17 protein-coding genes are annotated in these 17182 nt (G+C 41.7%); 12 read left to right on the top strand and 5 right to left on the bottom strand.

Features of this window, described 5'->3' with window-relative positions:
• Positions 1-45 precede the first annotated feature (45 nt).
• The 6 genes from rpmI (at position 46) to N6B01_RS12210 (ending at position 6472) form a co-directional block, all read left to right on the top strand.
• Positions 46-249, top strand: coding sequence for a 50S ribosomal protein L35 (gene rpmI, locus N6B01_RS12185; RefSeq protein ID WP_182418026.1), 204 nt, complete (start codon positions 46-48; stop codon positions 247-249).
• Between the two features lie 46 nt (positions 250-295).
• The gene (gene rplT, locus N6B01_RS12190) at positions 296-697 is read left to right on the top strand and encodes a 50S ribosomal protein L20 (protein WP_182418027.1); all 402 of its coding nucleotides are present in this window, start codon (positions 296-298) and stop codon (positions 695-697) included.
• Between the two features lie 287 nt (positions 698-984).
• Positions 985-1806, top strand: a complete 822-nt coding sequence (locus N6B01_RS12195) for a BUD32 family EKC/KEOPS complex subunit (RefSeq protein WP_262078993.1) — start codon at positions 985-987, stop codon at positions 1804-1806.
• Entirely contained in the window at positions 1803-2885 is a 1083-nt protein-coding gene (pheS, locus tag N6B01_RS12200; RefSeq protein ID WP_262078994.1) for a phenylalanine--tRNA ligase subunit alpha, read from the top strand. Before N6B01_RS12195 ends, pheS begins: the two co-directional genes overlap by 4 nt.
• A 57-nt stretch (positions 2886-2942) precedes the next feature.
• On the top strand, positions 2943-5357 hold the full coding sequence (pheT, locus tag N6B01_RS12205) for a phenylalanine--tRNA ligase subunit beta (RefSeq protein WP_262078995.1): 2415 nt from the start codon (positions 2943-2945) through the stop codon (positions 5355-5357).
• 845 nt (positions 5358-6202) lie between these two features.
• A complete protein-coding gene (locus N6B01_RS12210; RefSeq protein ID WP_182418031.1) occupies positions 6203-6472 on the top strand; it encodes a hypothetical protein in 270 nt (89 codons plus the stop codon).
• A gap of 104 nt (positions 6473-6576) precedes the next feature.
• Here the strand turns inward: N6B01_RS12210 and N6B01_RS12215 are convergent, their stop codons facing one another.
• On the bottom strand, positions 6577-6738 hold the full coding sequence (locus N6B01_RS12215; protein WP_182418032.1) for a hypothetical protein: 162 nt from the start codon (positions 6736-6738) through the stop codon (positions 6577-6579).
• Positions 6739-6952: 214 nt separating this feature from the next.
• Here N6B01_RS12215 and N6B01_RS12220 point away from each other — a divergent pair, with 214 nt between their 5' ends.
• Entirely contained in the window at positions 6953-7216 is a 264-nt protein-coding gene (locus tag N6B01_RS12220) for a hypothetical protein (protein ID WP_182418033.1), read from the top strand.
• 74 nt (positions 7217-7290) lie between these two features.
• Here N6B01_RS12220 and N6B01_RS12225 read toward each other — a convergent pair whose 3' ends face one another.
• Together N6B01_RS12225 and acnA are read right to left on the bottom strand one after the other, a co-directional pair.
• Positions 7291-8118: a hypothetical protein gene (locus tag N6B01_RS12225; protein ID WP_262078996.1), complete on the bottom strand. Its 828-nt coding sequence runs from the start codon at positions 8116-8118 to the stop codon at positions 7291-7293.
• 362 nt (positions 8119-8480) lie between these two features.
• Positions 8481-11177, bottom strand: a complete 2697-nt coding sequence (gene acnA, locus N6B01_RS12230; RefSeq protein WP_262078997.1) for an aconitate hydratase AcnA — start codon at positions 11175-11177, stop codon at positions 8481-8483.
• A gap of 422 nt (positions 11178-11599) precedes the next feature.
• Between acnA and ccmA the strand changes: the two genes are divergently transcribed.
• The 5 genes from ccmA (at position 11600) to N6B01_RS12255 (ending at position 14498) form a co-directional block, all read left to right on the top strand.
• Positions 11600-12244, top strand: a complete 645-nt coding sequence (ccmA, locus tag N6B01_RS12235) for a heme ABC exporter ATP-binding protein CcmA (protein ID WP_262078998.1) — start codon at positions 11600-11602, stop codon at positions 12242-12244.
• Positions 12241-12906 (top strand): heme exporter protein CcmB, encoded by a 666-nt coding sequence (ccmB, locus tag N6B01_RS12240; RefSeq protein WP_262078999.1) that lies wholly within the window; start codon positions 12241-12243, stop codon positions 12904-12906. The genes ccmA and ccmB overlap by 4 nt, the downstream gene beginning before the upstream one ends.
• A 70-nt stretch (positions 12907-12976) precedes the next feature.
• Positions 12977-13744, top strand: a complete 768-nt coding sequence (locus tag N6B01_RS12245) for a heme ABC transporter permease (RefSeq protein WP_410007213.1) — start codon at positions 12977-12979, stop codon at positions 13742-13744.
• Positions 13741-13929, top strand: coding sequence for a heme exporter protein CcmD (gene ccmD, locus N6B01_RS12250; RefSeq protein ID WP_262079000.1), 189 nt, complete (start codon positions 13741-13743; stop codon positions 13927-13929). Before N6B01_RS12245 ends, ccmD begins: the two co-directional genes overlap by 4 nt.
• Positions 13926-14498, top strand: a complete 573-nt coding sequence (locus N6B01_RS12255; protein WP_262079001.1) for a DsbE family thiol:disulfide interchange protein — start codon at positions 13926-13928, stop codon at positions 14496-14498. Before ccmD ends, N6B01_RS12255 begins: the two co-directional genes overlap by 4 nt.
• A 48-nt stretch (positions 14499-14546) precedes the next feature.
• Here N6B01_RS12255 and N6B01_RS12260 read toward each other — a convergent pair whose 3' ends face one another.
• Both N6B01_RS12260 and N6B01_RS12265 read right to left on the bottom strand, forming a co-directional pair.
• On the bottom strand, positions 14547-15470 hold the full coding sequence (locus N6B01_RS12260; RefSeq protein WP_262079002.1) for a YihY/virulence factor BrkB family protein: 924 nt from the start codon (positions 15468-15470) through the stop codon (positions 14547-14549).
• 131 nt (positions 15471-15601) lie between these two features.
• Positions 15602-17104 carry a tryptophan 7-halogenase gene (locus N6B01_RS12265; RefSeq protein ID WP_262079003.1) on the bottom strand — a complete coding sequence of 501 codons (1503 nt, stop codon included), beginning with the start codon at positions 17102-17104 and terminating at the stop codon, positions 15602-15604.
• Positions 17105-17182 lie beyond the last annotated feature (78 nt).

Here is a 17182-nt window from a genome sequence, read left to right on the forward strand (position 1 = left end):
CTCTGGTCAGCCTTTTCCTTTAATTTTTAACATATGGAGAGCAAAATGCCCAAGATGAAGACCAAATCTTCTGCCAAAAAGCGGTTTAAAATTACTGCAACTGGCAAGGTCAAGGCTGCTGCCGCTGGCAAGCGTCATGGCATGATCAAACGGTCCAATAAATTCATTCGTGACGCACGCGGCACTATGGTGCTTGCTGAGCCGGATGGCAAAAAGGTTGTAAATTTTTATCTTCCTAACGGACTGTAAGAAATTATCGCACTCTTATTGAGTGTTTTTTCAAGGATATCATGACATGGCACGTGTAAAACGCGGCGTAACGTCTCACGCCAAGCACAAAAAAGTTTTAAAGCAAGCTTCCGGTTTTTATGGCCGTCGCAAAAGCACCATTCGTACTGCGAAGGCTGCTGTTGACCGTTCAAAGCAATATGCTTATCGCGACCGTAAAAATCGTAAGCGTACATTCCGCGCATTGTGGATTCAGCGTATTAACGCTGCCGTTCGCGCTGAAGGTTTAAGCTATGGCCGCTTCATTGACGGTCTTAACAAGGCTGGTATTGAAGTTGACCGTAAGGTTCTTTCTGATCTTGCAATTCATGAACCTGCAGCATTTTCTGCTCTTGTTCAGTCTGCAAAGAAGGCTTTGGAATATCTTAAAGACACAACTCCAAATGCTTTTGAAGCTGCTGTGCAATAAGCCAGTGGTTCTAAAAGGATCTTGAGTGAAGATCAAGCCCGCACTGGCAAAACCGGTTGCGGGCTTTTCTTTTAACTTTTTAATCAAAAAAAGCTAAACACAAAAATATAAATTTTATCAAAAGGCTAGACTTATCGCATTGATAATGCAACAAAAGGGCCGATTTATTTTTTTGCTTTCAATGGAATTTAAGCATAGTGGAAACAAACATAGTTTTTGTTAAGCATTGCTATCCATTATTTACACCCGATACCTCGACATAAATAAAGGCACGAATAAGCGCTATCATGTTAGAATTTTCTTTTTCCGATCCCTATGCATGTAGTGAGGCTGACAAAGTTCTCATAGCGGCAAGTGTTGGAAAAAGAACAAGCTATGCCATGCGTGGTGATGAGCGGGTTTTTATCAAACGCCATGATGTTGGCGGACCCCGTCTTGGGCGCAAATTACACGGGTTTCTATCACCGATTTTACCAGCGCATTTTTTACGCGCCTCGCCGATTTTAAGCCCCGCCGATATGGCAAAACGCGAATTGCGCAAGATAGCTCTGTTTCAGAAACACCATATTGATGTACCAGAAGTTATTTGCAGCGATGGTAGTGCAATCATGATGGGTGACGTTGGCGAAAATATTCAAACTCGTTTAAAGCAATTACGTGAATTAAACACCCATCTTCACGATAGCCTATTGATCCAATGCTCAGCTGCATTAGGCGATGTTCATGCGGCAGGTCTTTGTCACGGCAGACCTCATCCGGTCGATATGTTTTTAGGCCAAGCTAAAATTGGCTTTTTTGATTTTGATGAAGAACCAGAAACAGTGATGAGCCTTGCGCAAGCACAAGCGCGCGATGCATGGTTATTGTTTTTCCAAATCGCCACGCAAGCGGTTGATCAGGAACGAACGCCCCATGCGGCATTTGGTGCATGGCGGCGTAAAATCTCGTTAGAAACTTTGGAAAGCTTGAAAGAGCTAGTTTTATTTTTTAAATTTTGCATCCTACCTTTAAAATTGGCCAAAAATATACGGCTTGGTGTTGATGGACAAAATATGTTAAATGCAATGGAATTTTTTATGCTGCACTTGGGACTTAAGGCAAAATCATGAGTGATATTGAACAAATTGAAAAAGAATTAACCGCTGCGATTGAAAATGCCAATGACGAACAGGCATTAGAAACAATCCGCATTGATGCTTTGGGTAAAAAAGGTGCTATTTCTGAAAAGATGAAAAGCCTTGGTACCATGTCTGCTGAAGAGCGCAAAGAGGTTGGGCCAATATTAAACGGGCTTAAAAACCGTATTACGGATCTTTTAAGCAATAAACGTGATGTGCTTAAAAAAGCGGCTATTGCAGAGCGTTTACGCAGTGAAACTGTTGACGTTACCTTGCCGGTGCGTCCATCACCTGCAGAACAAGGCCGCATCCACCCTATTTCGCAAGTCATTGATGAAATTACCGCAATTTTTGCAAATTTAGGTTTTGCTATTGCTGAAGGTCCAGATATCGAAACCGATTATTATAATTTTACCGCGCTAAACTTTCCTGAAGGTCACCCTGCGCGTGAAATGCATGATACGTTTTTCTTCAATCGTGATGAACAAGGCAACCGCAAATTATTGCGCACCCATACAAGCCCTGTGCAAATTCACACCATGGAAGTGCAACAACCGCCTATTCGCATTGTTATCCCTGGTAAAACCTATCGCATGGATTCAGATGCCACCCATTCACCAATGTTCCATCAGATTGAAGGCTTGGTGATTGATAAAACCTCCACCATTGCCAATATGGTTTGGGTTTTTGAAGAATTTATTAAAGCGTTTTTTGAAGTACCATCGGTTAAAATGCGTCTTCGCCCATCCTTCTTCCCATTCACCGAACCATCTATGGAAGTTGATATCCAATGTGACCGCTCTGGCGGCGAGATTAAATTTGGTGAAGGCAATGATTGGTTGGAGGTTTTGGGTTGCGGCATGGTTAACCCCAATGTCTTACGCAATTGCAATTTAGATCCTGATGAATATCAAGGCTTTGCTTGGGGTATCGGCATTGATCGCCTTGCCATGCTTAAATATGGCATGCCGGATCTACGTGCTTTCTTTGAAGCGGATGTTCGCTGGCTTAACCATTATGGTTTCCGCCCGCTTGACATTCCAAACTTGCTAAGCGGTCTTAGTCAATAAGCCTTGTTAAATATTGCGTGATTGCGGCGCCAAGCGCCATACCGAAAGGTTAAAAAAATGAAATTTACTCTATCTTGGCTTAAAGAACACCTTGATACGACAGCCAGCCTTAATGAAATTACTGAGCGTCTCACCTCTATCGGTCTTGAGGTTGAAGATGTTGATACGCGTGAAGCCTTTAATGCCTTTGTTATTGCCAAGGTTGTTAGCGCACAAAGACATCCTGATGCCGATAAATTGCAGGTTTTATCAGTCGATACTGGTGATGGTAAACCATTGCAAGTTGTTTGCGGTGCACCTAATGCGCGCGCCGGCCTCATTGGTGTTTTTGGTCGCCCCGGTGCTTATGTACCCGGCCTTGACGTAACACTTGCTGTTGGCAAAATTCGCGGCGTTGAAAGCTTTGGCATGATGTGCTCTGAGCGCGAATTATTGCTTTCCAACGAGCATAATGGCATTATTGATCTGCCAGAAGATGCACCAATTGGTAGCTCTTTTGCGAGCTATGCAGGTCTTGATGATCCAATCATTGATGTATCAATCACCCCCAACCGTCCTGATTGCACGGGCGTTCGCGGTATTGCCCGTGATTTGGCGGCAAGTGGGCTTGGCACTTTAAAGCCGCTCAATGTTCCAGACATTCAAGGCAGTTTTGAGCCATCGATTGATGTTAGCCTTGATTTTGCAGATCAAACACCACTTTGCCTAGGCTTTTCATGGGTTATGGTAAAGAATGTTAAAAACACCCAAAGCCCACAATGGATGCAAAAGCGCCTTACTGCCATTGGTTTACGGTCAATCAATGCCGCAGTCGATATGACCAATTATATCACTTTTGATCTTGGTCGCCCATTACATGTTTTTGATGCCGATAAGGTTAAGGGTAATTTGACGGTTCGCCGCGCAAAAGATGGCGAAACCATTATTGCCCTTGATGGCAAGACCTATAATCTTAACAATAAGATTTGTGTCATTGCTGATAGCGCCCAAGTTGAATCAATTGCCGGTGTCATGGGCGGCGAAGATAGCGGTGTTGATGAAAATACCACCAATATCATCATTGAATCAGCGCTTTGGGATCCGCGCAATATTGCAATGACTGGCCGTGAGCTTGGCATTGTTACCGATGCGCGTTATCGTTTTGAGCGCGGTGTTGACCCTGAATTTATGGTTGATGGCTTAAAAATTGCCACCAAATTGCTAACTGATATGGTTGGCGGTACACCAAGCACGCTCAAAACTACTGGCTATGAAGCAGCAGACCTAAAAGTTGTCACTATGCCATTTAGCGAAATCAAGCGTCTTACTAGCCTTGATGTGAGCAAAGAACAAGCTGCACAAATTTTAGAAAGTCTTGGCTTTAAGGTTGCCATCAACGGTGAGAGCGCTAATGTAACGGTACCAAGCTGGCGCCCTGATATTGATGGTAAGGCTGACTTGGTTGAAGAAGTGATGCGTATTTATGGCATTGATAAAATCGTGCCAACACCACTCGCAATGCCAGCAGGCGTTGGTGAAGCAATTTTGACAACGCTACAAATTCGCACCCGCCTTGCCCGCCGCTCGCTTGCTGCTCGCGGTATGATGGAAGCCGTCACTTATTCCTTTATTTCAGAAAAGGCAGCGACAGCTTTTGGCGGCGGCGATAAAGCGTTAAAGCTCGCAAACCCAATTGCTAGCGATATGTCGGATATGCGCCCATCGCTTTTGCCAGGTCTATTATTGGCAGCGCAGCGTAATGCTGATCGTGGCTTTAATGATCTTGCACTTTTTGAAGTCTCTGGCACTTATCAAGGTGATACAGCCGACAAGCAGCGCCGTGTTTCAGGTGGCATTCGCCGTGGTAGCGCGAAACTTGACGGCTCTGGCCGCTTTTGGTCGGGCAATGCTAAAAATGTTGATGTTTTTGATGCAAAAGCCGATGCTTTAGCTGTGCTTGATGCCTGCGGTCTTACGGCTGATAAGGTGCAAATTGAAAATGGCGGCCCAGCTTGGTATCACCCTGGCCGTTCCGGTACAATTAAATTGGGACCAAAAGTTATTCTTGGCTATTTTGGCGAATTTCATCCAGAAACACTAGAAACCCTTGATGTATCTGGTAGCCTATGTGGTTTTGAAGTATTTATTGATGCGGTGCCAGAACCACGTAAAAAACCAACAAAGACCAAGCCTGCCTTGCAATTATCACCTTTCCAAGCGGTGAGTCGTGACTTTGCTTTTGTAGTGGATAAGAATGTCACCGCCGCGGTTATTATCCGCGCTGCCCTTGGCGCCGATAAAAAGCTAATTAGTGGTGCCAAGGTCTTTGATATTTTTGAAGGCGCAAGCCTTGGCGAAGATAAAAAATCAGTAGCGATTGAAGTGGCAATCCAACCAGTGGAGCGCACATTAACCGACGCTGATTTTGAAAGTTTAGCGAAAAAGATCATCGATAATGTGGTGAAATCCACAGGCGGTAGTCTACGCGCTTAAGGCTTAAAATGGCTTGGAACATTGAACCCTGCTTTCAATATTCCAAGCCAAACATTTAAGAAGCAAGAATCATTTATTTAAATGAAATGGCGGCATAAATAAAAGCCACAATATTTTCATAAAACCAACCAATTATACGTTTAATAAAACTAATGCCGTTTTATTGAGGGGGTAGATTTATGACAATAGATAGTAAAAAATCCTTGAAAATAGATGTTAATCCGGCCAAAGACAAGAAACCTATTCAAGAAAAATATAATAGTTTCAAAAAAACAAAAATAGGTAAAACCATAACATTTACATTTTCTGGCATTTTACTGATAATTAGTTATATCCTCTTCATTGGTTTAACTATTCAATATATTGCATTTTTTTACGACATATTTAAGTGGTTATATAATTTAGTATTTTAATTACAATCACTTTTATTATTTATGTAACCATCATAATTACGGCGATAGCTAGCACGTTGAAGATAGAAGATGTTAGCTATTACAAACACGGATAATCAATCACCAATAATGGCGTGGCTCCAATAGATTGAGAACGATGAGCAAGCGTAGTTTTTGATAGCTTAGCGAAAGAATCTATAATAGAATATAATCAACCAGTTGTAGGCTTTTCATGTCGCATGCGCCAATTGCGTAGTTCAAAAAAGATAATAACAAAGCGAAAAATCAATAATTTTTGCGTATTACAACCATAAATTACCCCAATATACTGTTAATAAAGCAAGAAAAATCAATTTTAGATTTTTCTTTTAATATTGAATAAATATAGTCAACTTGCTTAAATACTAGGCATTAATTTTATATTACAAAACACTAAAATACAGAGGTTTTATTATGAAAAAAATTATTCTTGGTTTGGTTTTTGCTTTAACAAGCACAGCTGCATTTGCTGCTTGCACTCAAGAAGAATATACTGCCAAAGCAACTGAATTATCAACCAAATTTCAGCAAGTCATGATGAAAGATCCTTCCAGTGCACAAAAATGGCAAACACGTATGAGCGAAGTTGCGCAAGCTGAAGCAGCTAAAGGCAATGGCAATGACATTAATGCAGCATGCGATATGATGGATAATCTTATTAAAGAACTCGAATCTGCACTTTAATTTTAAATACTGACGCATTATGAAAAGCATATATTGTTTTCAATATATGCTTTTTGTGTTTTGAACCCTTAAACAAAATTGCATTTTAGTTATAGGGTCGCCAATTAGGATAACAACACTGCTATTGTAAGGAAATTGGTTTCCCTATCATCTGTGATGATTATTTGTTGCGCATCCTTTAACACCAACAACTTATCCATCATATCACTTTCAAGACCACAACCAAGACGAACAAAATAGCTTTTTGTTTCATCGCTATTACCCATCTCATCATTACTGTGAGCTTTACCTGATTTTCCTCTATTATCGCGTGATAGTGATAGTCACCGTTAAAACTATCAAATATCCTGCCCTAATCAATTATTGCCATTATTAACTCATCGCCTAATAGCCAGTTTTGCTTGTTACTTTAATATACACCATTTTCATGATGGGCATTTTAATATATATGACTGAAAATCAATCCATGAGGGGATTATAATGAAAAGAACTATTCTTTCTATCATCTTTGCAATGTCGACAACACTCGCTTTTGCAAATTGCACTGAAGATGAATTACGAGCAAAGAATATGGAGCTTAACCAAAAGGTAAATAAAGCTATCACGGACAATCCTGAAAATTCGCAAAAATGGTATGCCCGTATGGCAGAACTTAGCGAAAATTGGACGTCTGAAAATGATGATATTAATAAATTTTGCGATATGCTTGATAAGCTTATCAAAGAAGTTGACGCTGGATTATAAGAATTAGCTTGTCCATTACAGTGTTAAGAAGAGTATATTGGAAATATTATACTCTTTTCTTATTTGTTTTTTGGTTATACAAAATTACCTTTCCAATCAACCGGACGCCAATTAGGATTATCATACCAATCCTGTAAGGAAATGGGTTTCATCCTATCACCTGTTATGGCAATTCGCCTCGCATCTTTTAACGCCAACAACTCATCCATAATATCGTTCTCAAGACTACAACCAAGGCGAATAAGATAATTGCCCGCCTTATCGGCATTGCTCACCTCGATATTACTTTGAGCTTGGTCTTGCCTTGCCCTATTATCTTGCTCGATAGTGATGGTTACCTTTAAAAAGCTATCAAATATTTTACCCTTAATCGGATAGCGCCAAATCGACTTATAAAATTCAGAATCAATAATATTTTGGTGTGTTGCAGCTTGGCTTGCCAAAAAGGTGTTAGCGTAGCCTTGTTTTTGAAATTTTAGAGCGATATCGTCAGCCATAAGATTAGCATTGGCTAGGCTTACTGACTTTATCGGAATATCAATGGTATAGCCAGTAATATATCCTGCCTCTATGTTAACGATGAATGTTGCACTTAGCGGCAATTGAATAGGGGAACTATTATAAAGCCAAATATCATAGACACCCAAAAAATCGCTGCTAACGTCATTTTTTCCAAACAAAAAACCCGGCCATGAATCATCATGCAGCTCATTATTATGATTATGCAATGCATCAAAGGGATCGATATTATTATTTTTAAAAAAATCTTGAAAGGGTTGCAATAGTTGTAAACGGATTGTCTTTATGACCGTTGGCTTCTTAGAAAAAAATTTAACGACACCAAATCCAGCAAATGCAAGAAGCGGTAGCCCCAAGATTATTCGCCGTTTTACAAAAGCCATCTTAATCATAAAACCTTCGACAACTCGTTAAAATGTGATTGAAGATTATTTTTCATAAACTTACAAATATTAGGCATTATTGAAGGTAATTTGATATTGAACCTAGCCCAAAACAATTGGATGATTTTACCGTCAGCAATTAGAGCAATATTGTAAAAACCTCACTATAATTTTTATATACTAACCTTATAGCAGATTAAAAAACTCTGGGAAGAGTATTTTATTAAAATAAATAAATTCAATAATTTAGCTTAAACTAACAATATAATGTAAGAAAATAAAAAGGCATGTAATGTTTCCAATACATGCCTTCATTCAGTGCAACAGCATCAGACATTTAGTCCGCCTGACTATTTTCACCGTTATTTATTTTGCTTGGCCAAATTGCGCAGAACATATTGCAAGATACCGCCATTATGGAGGTAATCAAGCTCTTCTAGCGTATCAACACGGCAAAGAAGTCGTACTTCCTTAATGCTGCCATCACCGCAAGTAATGGTTGCCTTGGTCATCTGGCGTGGCTTGATTTCATTCAACCCCTCAATAGTGACAGTTTCCTCACCATTTAGCCCAAGAGTTTTCCAACTCGTACCTTCTTCAAAAACAAAAGGCACAATACCCATACCAACTAGGTTGGAACGGTGGATACGCTCAAATGATTGGGCAATAACCGCACGCACACCTAGAAGATTGGTGCCCTTAGCTGCCCAGTCGCGCGATGAACCATTACCATATTCAATACCGGCAAATACCACCAATGGAACGCCATCATGCTTATATTGCATGGCTGCATCATAGATGGATTCTTCTTCCTTAGATGGGTAATGAATAGTGTAACCACCTTCACGCCCGTTTTCACCAAGCATGAAATTGCGAATACGAATATTGGCAAAAGTACCGCGCATCATAACTTCATGGTTACCACGACGGGTACCATATTGGTTAAAATCTGCAGGCTTTACACCATGTTCCATAAGATAACGGCCAGCTGGCGAATCTGCCTTAATCGAGCCTGCAGGTGAAATATGGTCGGTGGTAATTTTGTCGCCAAAAAGACCAAGAATATGTGCCTTTTCAATGTCTTTTACTGCGGTTGGTACGCGTGGCATATTTTCAAAATAAGGCGGATTACGCACATAGGTTGAATTATCATCCCAAGCATAGGTTTTACCTTCTGGCACTTTTACTTGCTGCCAGTTAATATCACCCTTGAAAACATCGGCATATTTTTCCGAAAATAGCTTACGTGTAATATTTTCTTCAATAAATTCTTGGATCTCTTTCGATGATGGCCAAATGTCTTTAAGATAAACAGGTTGCCCATCAGAACCGGTACCAATTGGATCCTTGGTTAAATCTTTGCGCACGGTACCTGCAAGCGCGTGAGCGACAACAAGTGGTGGGCTTGCAAGATAGTTTGCCTGAACATCAGGTGATACGCGGCCTTCAAAGTTACGGTTACCGGAAAGAACGGCCGCCGCAATAAGCCCCTTATCATTGATGGTTTTTGAAATTGGCGCAGGCAATGGGCCTGAATTACCAATACAAGTGGTGCAACCAAAGCCAACAAGATTGAAACCAAGCGCATCAAGATCTTTTTGCAAGCCTGAACTCTTTAAATAGGCTTCAACCACTTGGCTACCTGGAGCAAGCGAGGTTTTTACCCAAGGCTTAGCTTTCAGCCCCTTGGCAACTGCATTACGAGCCAAAAGACCTGCAGCAATCAAAACGCTTGGATTTGATGTATTGGTGCAAGAAGTGATTGCGGCAATTACCACATCACCATGGCCAAGATCGAAATCTTCACCTTCAACTGGATAGCGATCCTGTTGACCTGTTGTTTTCTTATATTCATTTTCAAGCGCGATATCGTAATTAGCACCAACATCTTCAATTGGCATACGCCCTTCAGGACGCTTAGGGCCAGCCATTGATGAAACAACGGTGCTGATATCCAATTCAACCACATCGGTAAAGATTGGATCAGCCATGCCAGCTTCACGCCATAGCCCTTGCGCACGCGAATAGGCTTCAACAAGCTTGATGCGATGTTCGTCACGACCTGTCATGGTAAGATAACGTACGGTCTCGCTATCAATTGGGAAGAAGCCACAGGTTGCGCCATATTCAGGGCCCATATTAGCAATAGTCGCACGGTCAGCAAGGGTCAAATGATCAAGGCCGGGGCCAAAGAATTCAACAAATTTGCCTACAACGCCTTTTTTACGCAACATCTGGGTCACGGTCAAAACCAGATCGGTTGCGGTAATGCCTTCGCGAATTTTACCAGTAAGGCGGAAGCCAATAACTTCTGGCAACAGCATGGATACAGGCTGACCAAGCATACTTGCTTCAGCTTCAATACCGCCAACACCCCATCCAAGAACACCAAGACCATTGACCATGGTGGTGTGGGAATCGGTACCAACGCAAGTATCAGGATAAGCAACGGTTTCGCCGCTATCTTCACGGATCCAAACTGATTGAGCAAGATATTCCACATTCACCTGATGGCAAATACCCGTACCTGGGGGCACAACGCGGAAATTTTTAAAGGCTTGCTGGCCCCATTTCAAAAAGCGATAGCGTTCGCCATTGCGCTCATATTCAAGGTCCACATTGTGTTTAAATGCGAGCGGATTGCCGAAATCATCAACAATAACCGAATGGTCGATCACAAGATCAACCGGTACTAAAGGATTAATAGATTCAGGATCATCGCCAAGCTTAACCATCGCATCACGCATGGCAGCAAGATCAACCACTGCAGGGACACCAGTAAAATCCTGCATCAATACACGAGCTGGGCGATAGGCAATTTCCGCCCCTGCACTGCCCTTATCATTAAGCCATTTGGCAACGCTTTCGATGTCCTCTTTCTTGACCGAGCGACCATCTTCAAAACGCAAAAGATTTTCAAGAAGCACTTTCATGGAAAAAGGCAGTTTTGAAACCCCTTCAAGACCATTTTTTTCAGCTTCAATTAAACTATAGTAAACATATTCTTTGCCATCAACATCAAGTGTTTTGCGGCATTTAAAACTATCAACTTGCGACACGACTGTTCGTCCTTATGCTTGCGGGCCAGAGAACGAACCAACTCACTGCAGGTCAAGGCTACAAGCGAGGTGCGGGTGCAGTCATTTCCGCTGTCCGCCCCTTTCAACCAAGATTTTTAAAATATTGTTTTTAAAAATTAGATTGGGAGATCGGCCCAAAATCGTCAACCACGCCGACCGCTGGCATGACTGTTCTTCTTATAGAGGTTTTTTTGGAACTGTTCCAGAGTTAAATATTCAAAAACGAATGACTCAATAAAAATTCCTCCACCTCTATTGTTTGTAATAAGTATTTTAAAGTGATTTTAAAAGAGCAAAACTAGCCTTTTTCGGAAAATACCGTTAAACCAAGTCTTTAATTGTTTAAATTGGGCAAATTTTTTAAAACTCCAACCAAAAAACGCCCGGTGACAGAGGATAGAATGCAGCTTATTGGTGAAAATCTTAGTATTGAGCGGGGCGGCGAAATCTTGTTTTCTTCAGTCAATTTTTTGTTAGAAGAGAATCAACTACTGGTTATAACCGGTGCGAATGGCGCAGGAAAATCCACCCTATTGCGAATCATTGCCGGACTTTTATCACCTCTATGCGGGACAATAAAATTTTTTGATGGTGTTTCTCATTTTGAAGTGGCGCCTTTTGCCCATTACCTTGGGGAAAAAAATGCTATGAAGCCTCATTTAAGCGTTGCTGCCAACCTTAAATTTTGGGCGCGTTTTTACCAACCTTCACTCACAGCATCAGCCATACAGAGTTTGATCGAAAATGCCCTTGATAGGCTTAATCTTCGCCATGTGATCGACCTTCCCTTTGGAGTACTTTCTACCGGCCAACGCCGACGTATTGCCATTTGTCGGTTATTGCTTGATGATCGAGTTTTATGGATTATTGATGAGCCGACCAGCGGCCTTGATAGTGCGGCGAGTGATATATTTTCAGCTTTGATGCAAGAGCATCTCGATAATAAGGGTATGATTATCGCGGCAACCCATTTACCCCTTGGTATAGATACCGGCCATAATCTTGTTCTTGAACCGTTTACTGGTAATGATGAGGCCATGAAATGACCGCTCTATTTTGGCGAGATATCAAACTAAGCTTTGGTGCAGGTAATAGCATTATCATTTCACTGCTGTTTTTTTTGGCCGTAACAACCATTGTGCCTTTTGCCGTTGGTCCTGATCCAGAGGTATTGCGAAAAATTGGTGCTGGCATGGTATGGGTTGGTGCGCTTTTATCAATTTTATTAAGCCTTGAGCGAATGTTTCAAGCAGACGCCCAAGATGGTAGTCTTGACCTTATCATTATGGGGCAAGATTTTACCACCCTAGCGCTCATCGTCTTTAGCAAAGCCATTGCCCATTGGATTGGCACGGTATTACCGCTGATTATTGTTGCACCGCTTTTTGCCCTATTCCTTAATCTTGAACCTTATTCAATCTTGATTGTTGTTTTAACCCTTATTCTTGGCACACCAGCCATTACCTTCATTGGTGCAGTCGGGGCTGCCCTCGGCGTTAGCTTGCCGCGAGGAGGCATGCTTATTTCGGTGATTGTGTTACCACTAACCATGCCAATTATGATTTTTGGTGTTGGTGCAGCTAATAGCATTTTTTCGCCAACCGATAGTTTAATGGCACCCTTGATGTTTCTTAGCGCTTTTAGCCTGATATTTTGTCTCATTGGGTCAATTGCTGCAACATTTACCCTTAAATATTTGTCGGAATAGGCAAGTTATCATTGCAGTTATATTATTAAACACTTAAAATGATTCTATAAAACAGAATTGAAGTAAGCATATGGACATGACAAAGCAAAGCTGGTGGCAAAAACTTGGCACCCCTACCTATTTTATGGAGCTTTCAAAAAAGCTTTTACCTTGGTTTGCTATACTAAGCATCATTGGCTTAGTGATTGGGTTATACCTTGTTTTCACCGCTCCTGATGACTATCAGCAAGGCTCAACAGTTAAAATCATGTTTATCCATGTGCCTTTTGCTTGGCTTTCCATGCTTTGCTATACTGTCATGACCATCTCTGCCTTGGGCGCTCTTATCTGGCGACATCCTTTAGCCGATGTTAGCATCATTGCAGCCGCGCCGATTGGCGCGGTATTTACCGCCCTTTGTCTGCTAACCGGTTCGATTTGGGGGCGTCCAACTTGGGGCGCATGGTGGGTATGGGATGCAAGGTTAACCTCTGTGTTGGTGTTGTTTTTGATTTACCTTGGCATCATTGCTTTATCTCATGCTTTTGATGATTTTAGCAAATCTGCCCGCGCCAGTGCCATTTTAACCTTGGTTGGCTTTATCAATATTCCCTTGATTAAATTTTCAGTTGATTGGTGGAATACCCTTCATCAACCGGCGTCGCTTTTACGCAGTGGTGGCTCGGCAATTGAATCATCGCTGCTTTGGCCGCTTTTAGTGATGGCCTTTGCTTTATCATTTCTATTTGCTACCTTACATCTTATGGCGATGCGCAATGAGGTCTTAAATCGCCGCCTGATTAATTTACAAAAAAAAGCAGCCCGCCAAAATCGCTCAAGCAAAGGGGAAGCTGCATGAACCATTTAGCCTTTATACTTGCCGCCTATGGCGCTGCAACTTTTGGCATTATTGCCCTTACAATCGCAATTATTTGGCGCGGTCGTATTTTAAGTCGCAAAATAGCTCTCTTAGAAGCTGTTGACCCAAGGCGGCAAAAAAACAAAAAGCCTCTTTCAGCAAGCCTACAAGATGATCAACCATGAGTGATAATCAACGCCCTAAGCGCCGCCTTGCTCTGTTTATTCCGCTTGCTGCTTTTATGCTTTTTGCGACCATCGCCCTTATCCGCATTACTTCAAACAATCCTGATACCGCCAATTCATTGCCCAATGCTTTGGCAGGACAAGAAGCACCACAAACGCAATTGCCAATATTGGCTTTACGCGAACCAACTAGCGAGATATTTGACCCGGCACAATTTAAGGGCCGTGTTACCTTAGTAAATTTTTGGGGTTCATGGTGCCCCCCCTGCCGCGAAGAGCACCCACAACTTTTAACCCTTGCCCAGGATTCTCGCTTTGACCTTGTTGGGATTAATTTTAAAGACAATCAAGAAAATGCCACTCGGTTTCTTGGCGCCTTTGGCAATCCGTTTAAAATAATTGGCTTTGACTCACGCGGCCGCGTCGCTATTGAATGGGGGGTTTATGGCCCGCCTGAAACTTTTATTTTAAACCGTGATGGTAAAATAGTTTTTAAGCATATTGGCCCAATCATGCCAGATAATTTAGCCAAAACCTTGATGCCTGAAATTGAAAAGGCGTTACAATAACAGCGCCTATCAATCCATCACCGATTGCTATTTAACGAATATTAAAGATCAAGTTTCCTCGGCATTATTGGCATTTGCCATATGGGTTGCCTTTATCACCTGTCCTGGTTGCTGAGGGCGGTTGCGATAAAACATGATGGCAGCATTAATCTCGGCGCCAAGAATAGAAATTGAGGCGATGATATAGAGGAAAATAATTGCCACCATGATCGAGGCAAGACCTGCATAGGTTGAAACATAATTAGCAAAGGTTGCAAGATATTGCGCAAAAAGCATCGATGCCACCAACCATGTAATAATGGTAAAGGCAATACCCGGCAAAATATCCACCAATTTGCGTTTTCCAGCAGGTAGCCATTTATGGGCGGTAACTAAGGTCACCAATAGAATAATAATAGCAATGAAATATCGCCAAAAGCGGATTGTACCGACATAAGGCGCAAGTGCTGGTACTTCGCGTTGTGCAATGGCGATTACGAGAGGTGCAAGAACTAGCAAAAAGCTGATAGCCATAAGCCCTATCGTGCCAATAATCACAAAGACAAGACTTTGTAAGCGGCAAAATATAATGGTACGATTATCTTTTACACGGTAAGCACGATCAAGCGCTGTGCGTAAAGCTTCGACGCCATTAGAGGCAAAATAGGCCGCACCGATCGCCGAAAGGGTCAATAATCCGCCGCGCTGAACCGTTAAAACATTGGTAATTTCCTTGCCAATTGGCTGTTTCAACGCATCAGGCATCATTTCCAAAATATAGGTAACGCTCGTCGCTGCATAGGCTTGCGCACCCAAAAAGCTCGCTAAGGCGGTGGCAAAAATCAAAAAGGGAAAAAACGCCATGAGGCTTGAAAGTGCGACATAACTAGCGAAAGCAGAACCCTGTTCAGTAAAATAATGCCCAATGGCATTAAAAAGTATTTGCCAGCAATATTTAAACCAACCAACGCGTTCTTCGTCTTTTTCTGCCATATTGCAACCTCAAAAGATATTTACCTTGATGCATTACACCAATTTTGTCCGGCAACCTTAAACTATTTTTAGCAAAATGGCTAAAAACTCGTAAAAAATTTTTGTTAATTTTGAAATCACTTCGCTGAATGTCAATTATTTTTACCATTTTGCAAACGGCTAAGATAAGGTTGGATATGTTGCTTGATAAAATCTTCAGGCAAAGTTTCCAATTCTGCACGGGCAGCATGGGGATTGATAATCCCAAGAGGCGCCGCTACCAGCAACCAATTGATAATATGGAAAATCGGCAACCAGCTATTGCTTGTATAAGCTTCAATATCAATCACCCGTGGGACACGCTGCGCACAACAAGCCGAAAATTCTTGGTATTGCGGTGAGCGTGGCAAATATTGGACATCACGCCAATAGGCTGTATCATCACGCGGTGTATCATAATGTAAGCGTAAAAAATCGCAAATTTCATTCCAACTTTGATTATTAGCAATATTAAATCCATCGATAATATTTTGGCCAATAACGCCGCGACAATTATTAATGATGCGCTCAATATTGCGCAAAGTTTCTAAGCTTTGACCAATGGAAGCTGCCTCTAAAGGCTCAACGAAGCCGGCAGCAGCCCCAAGAGCAGTAAGATTATTGCACCATATGCGTTCAAAATTACCTTGATTAAAATTTAAAACACCTTCGAATGTAACGGAATTGCCAAATAAAGCTTCTATTTCATCGGCTGCATGGTCCGCACTGCTATGGCGGCTTGAAAAAACATAGCCGGCACCAACGTGCTGTCTTAACGGCGATTGCCAAATCCAACCCGATTTCATTGCGCGTGCTGTTGTAAAGAATTGCGGATTTTTACTTTTTTGCCGAAGGGAAAAGGTCACAGCTTTATCATTGATCAACTGGTCGCTAAAGGAGCGCCAATTTTGGCCATAGGTGGTACCAATACCTAACCTTTTCATGCCCGATGCATCAACGACGAAATCAGTTGGCAAAACAGCTTCATCGGTTTTAATCGCTACAACATTGCCGTTTTCTGACAATAATAATTGTCGAACGTCAATCGCGCTTTGTTTAATATTTCTGTTGAGCGCTTTGCTTTTTAAAAAATTTTTAAATTTATAACGATCAAAATGAAAGGAAAGCGCCAATCCAGTATTGGCAGTTTGCAACTCAGCAGCGGCATCATATTGTGAAGCATTTTGTTGGATTAATTTAAATCCAGGGAAAAAATCGTGCAGATTCTGCAAGCTTGCAATGCGCGAAATCAATAAAGGATTGGTTCCAAAAGCTTCTAGCGTCAATTCCGGTACATTGGCATCTTTTTTAGGGAATAAATGATAATATGCTTCATTTTCACCATTTGAACGCCAATTTTCAAATTTTGTCCCAATTTTAAAGGTAGCATCAACTGTGCTGTAAAACTCGTCCATCTGAATTTGGTTTCGCTGCAATGTGGATAAAAGGTTGACCAAACCTCCCTCGCACATATCTGCAATTGGTTGTGTGTCGTCGTCAAAAACAGTGATCTCAACCAAAGGCCCAAATAGCCGGCGAAATGTTAAAGCGGCAAGCCATGCAGCAATATCACCACCAATAACTGCTACTTTTTTGATAGAACGCAAGTCCAACACAATATTGGCCTTTCTTCAAAATTTATCGAAAATTTGAATAATTAAAAACAATCGCCTGCCTTTAGGTGCCGCATCGCG

It is taken from the genome of Bartonella sp. HY406, assembly GCF_025449315.1.
In the GTDB taxonomy this organism is placed as follows: Bacteria; Pseudomonadota; Alphaproteobacteria; order Rhizobiales; family Rhizobiaceae; genus HY038.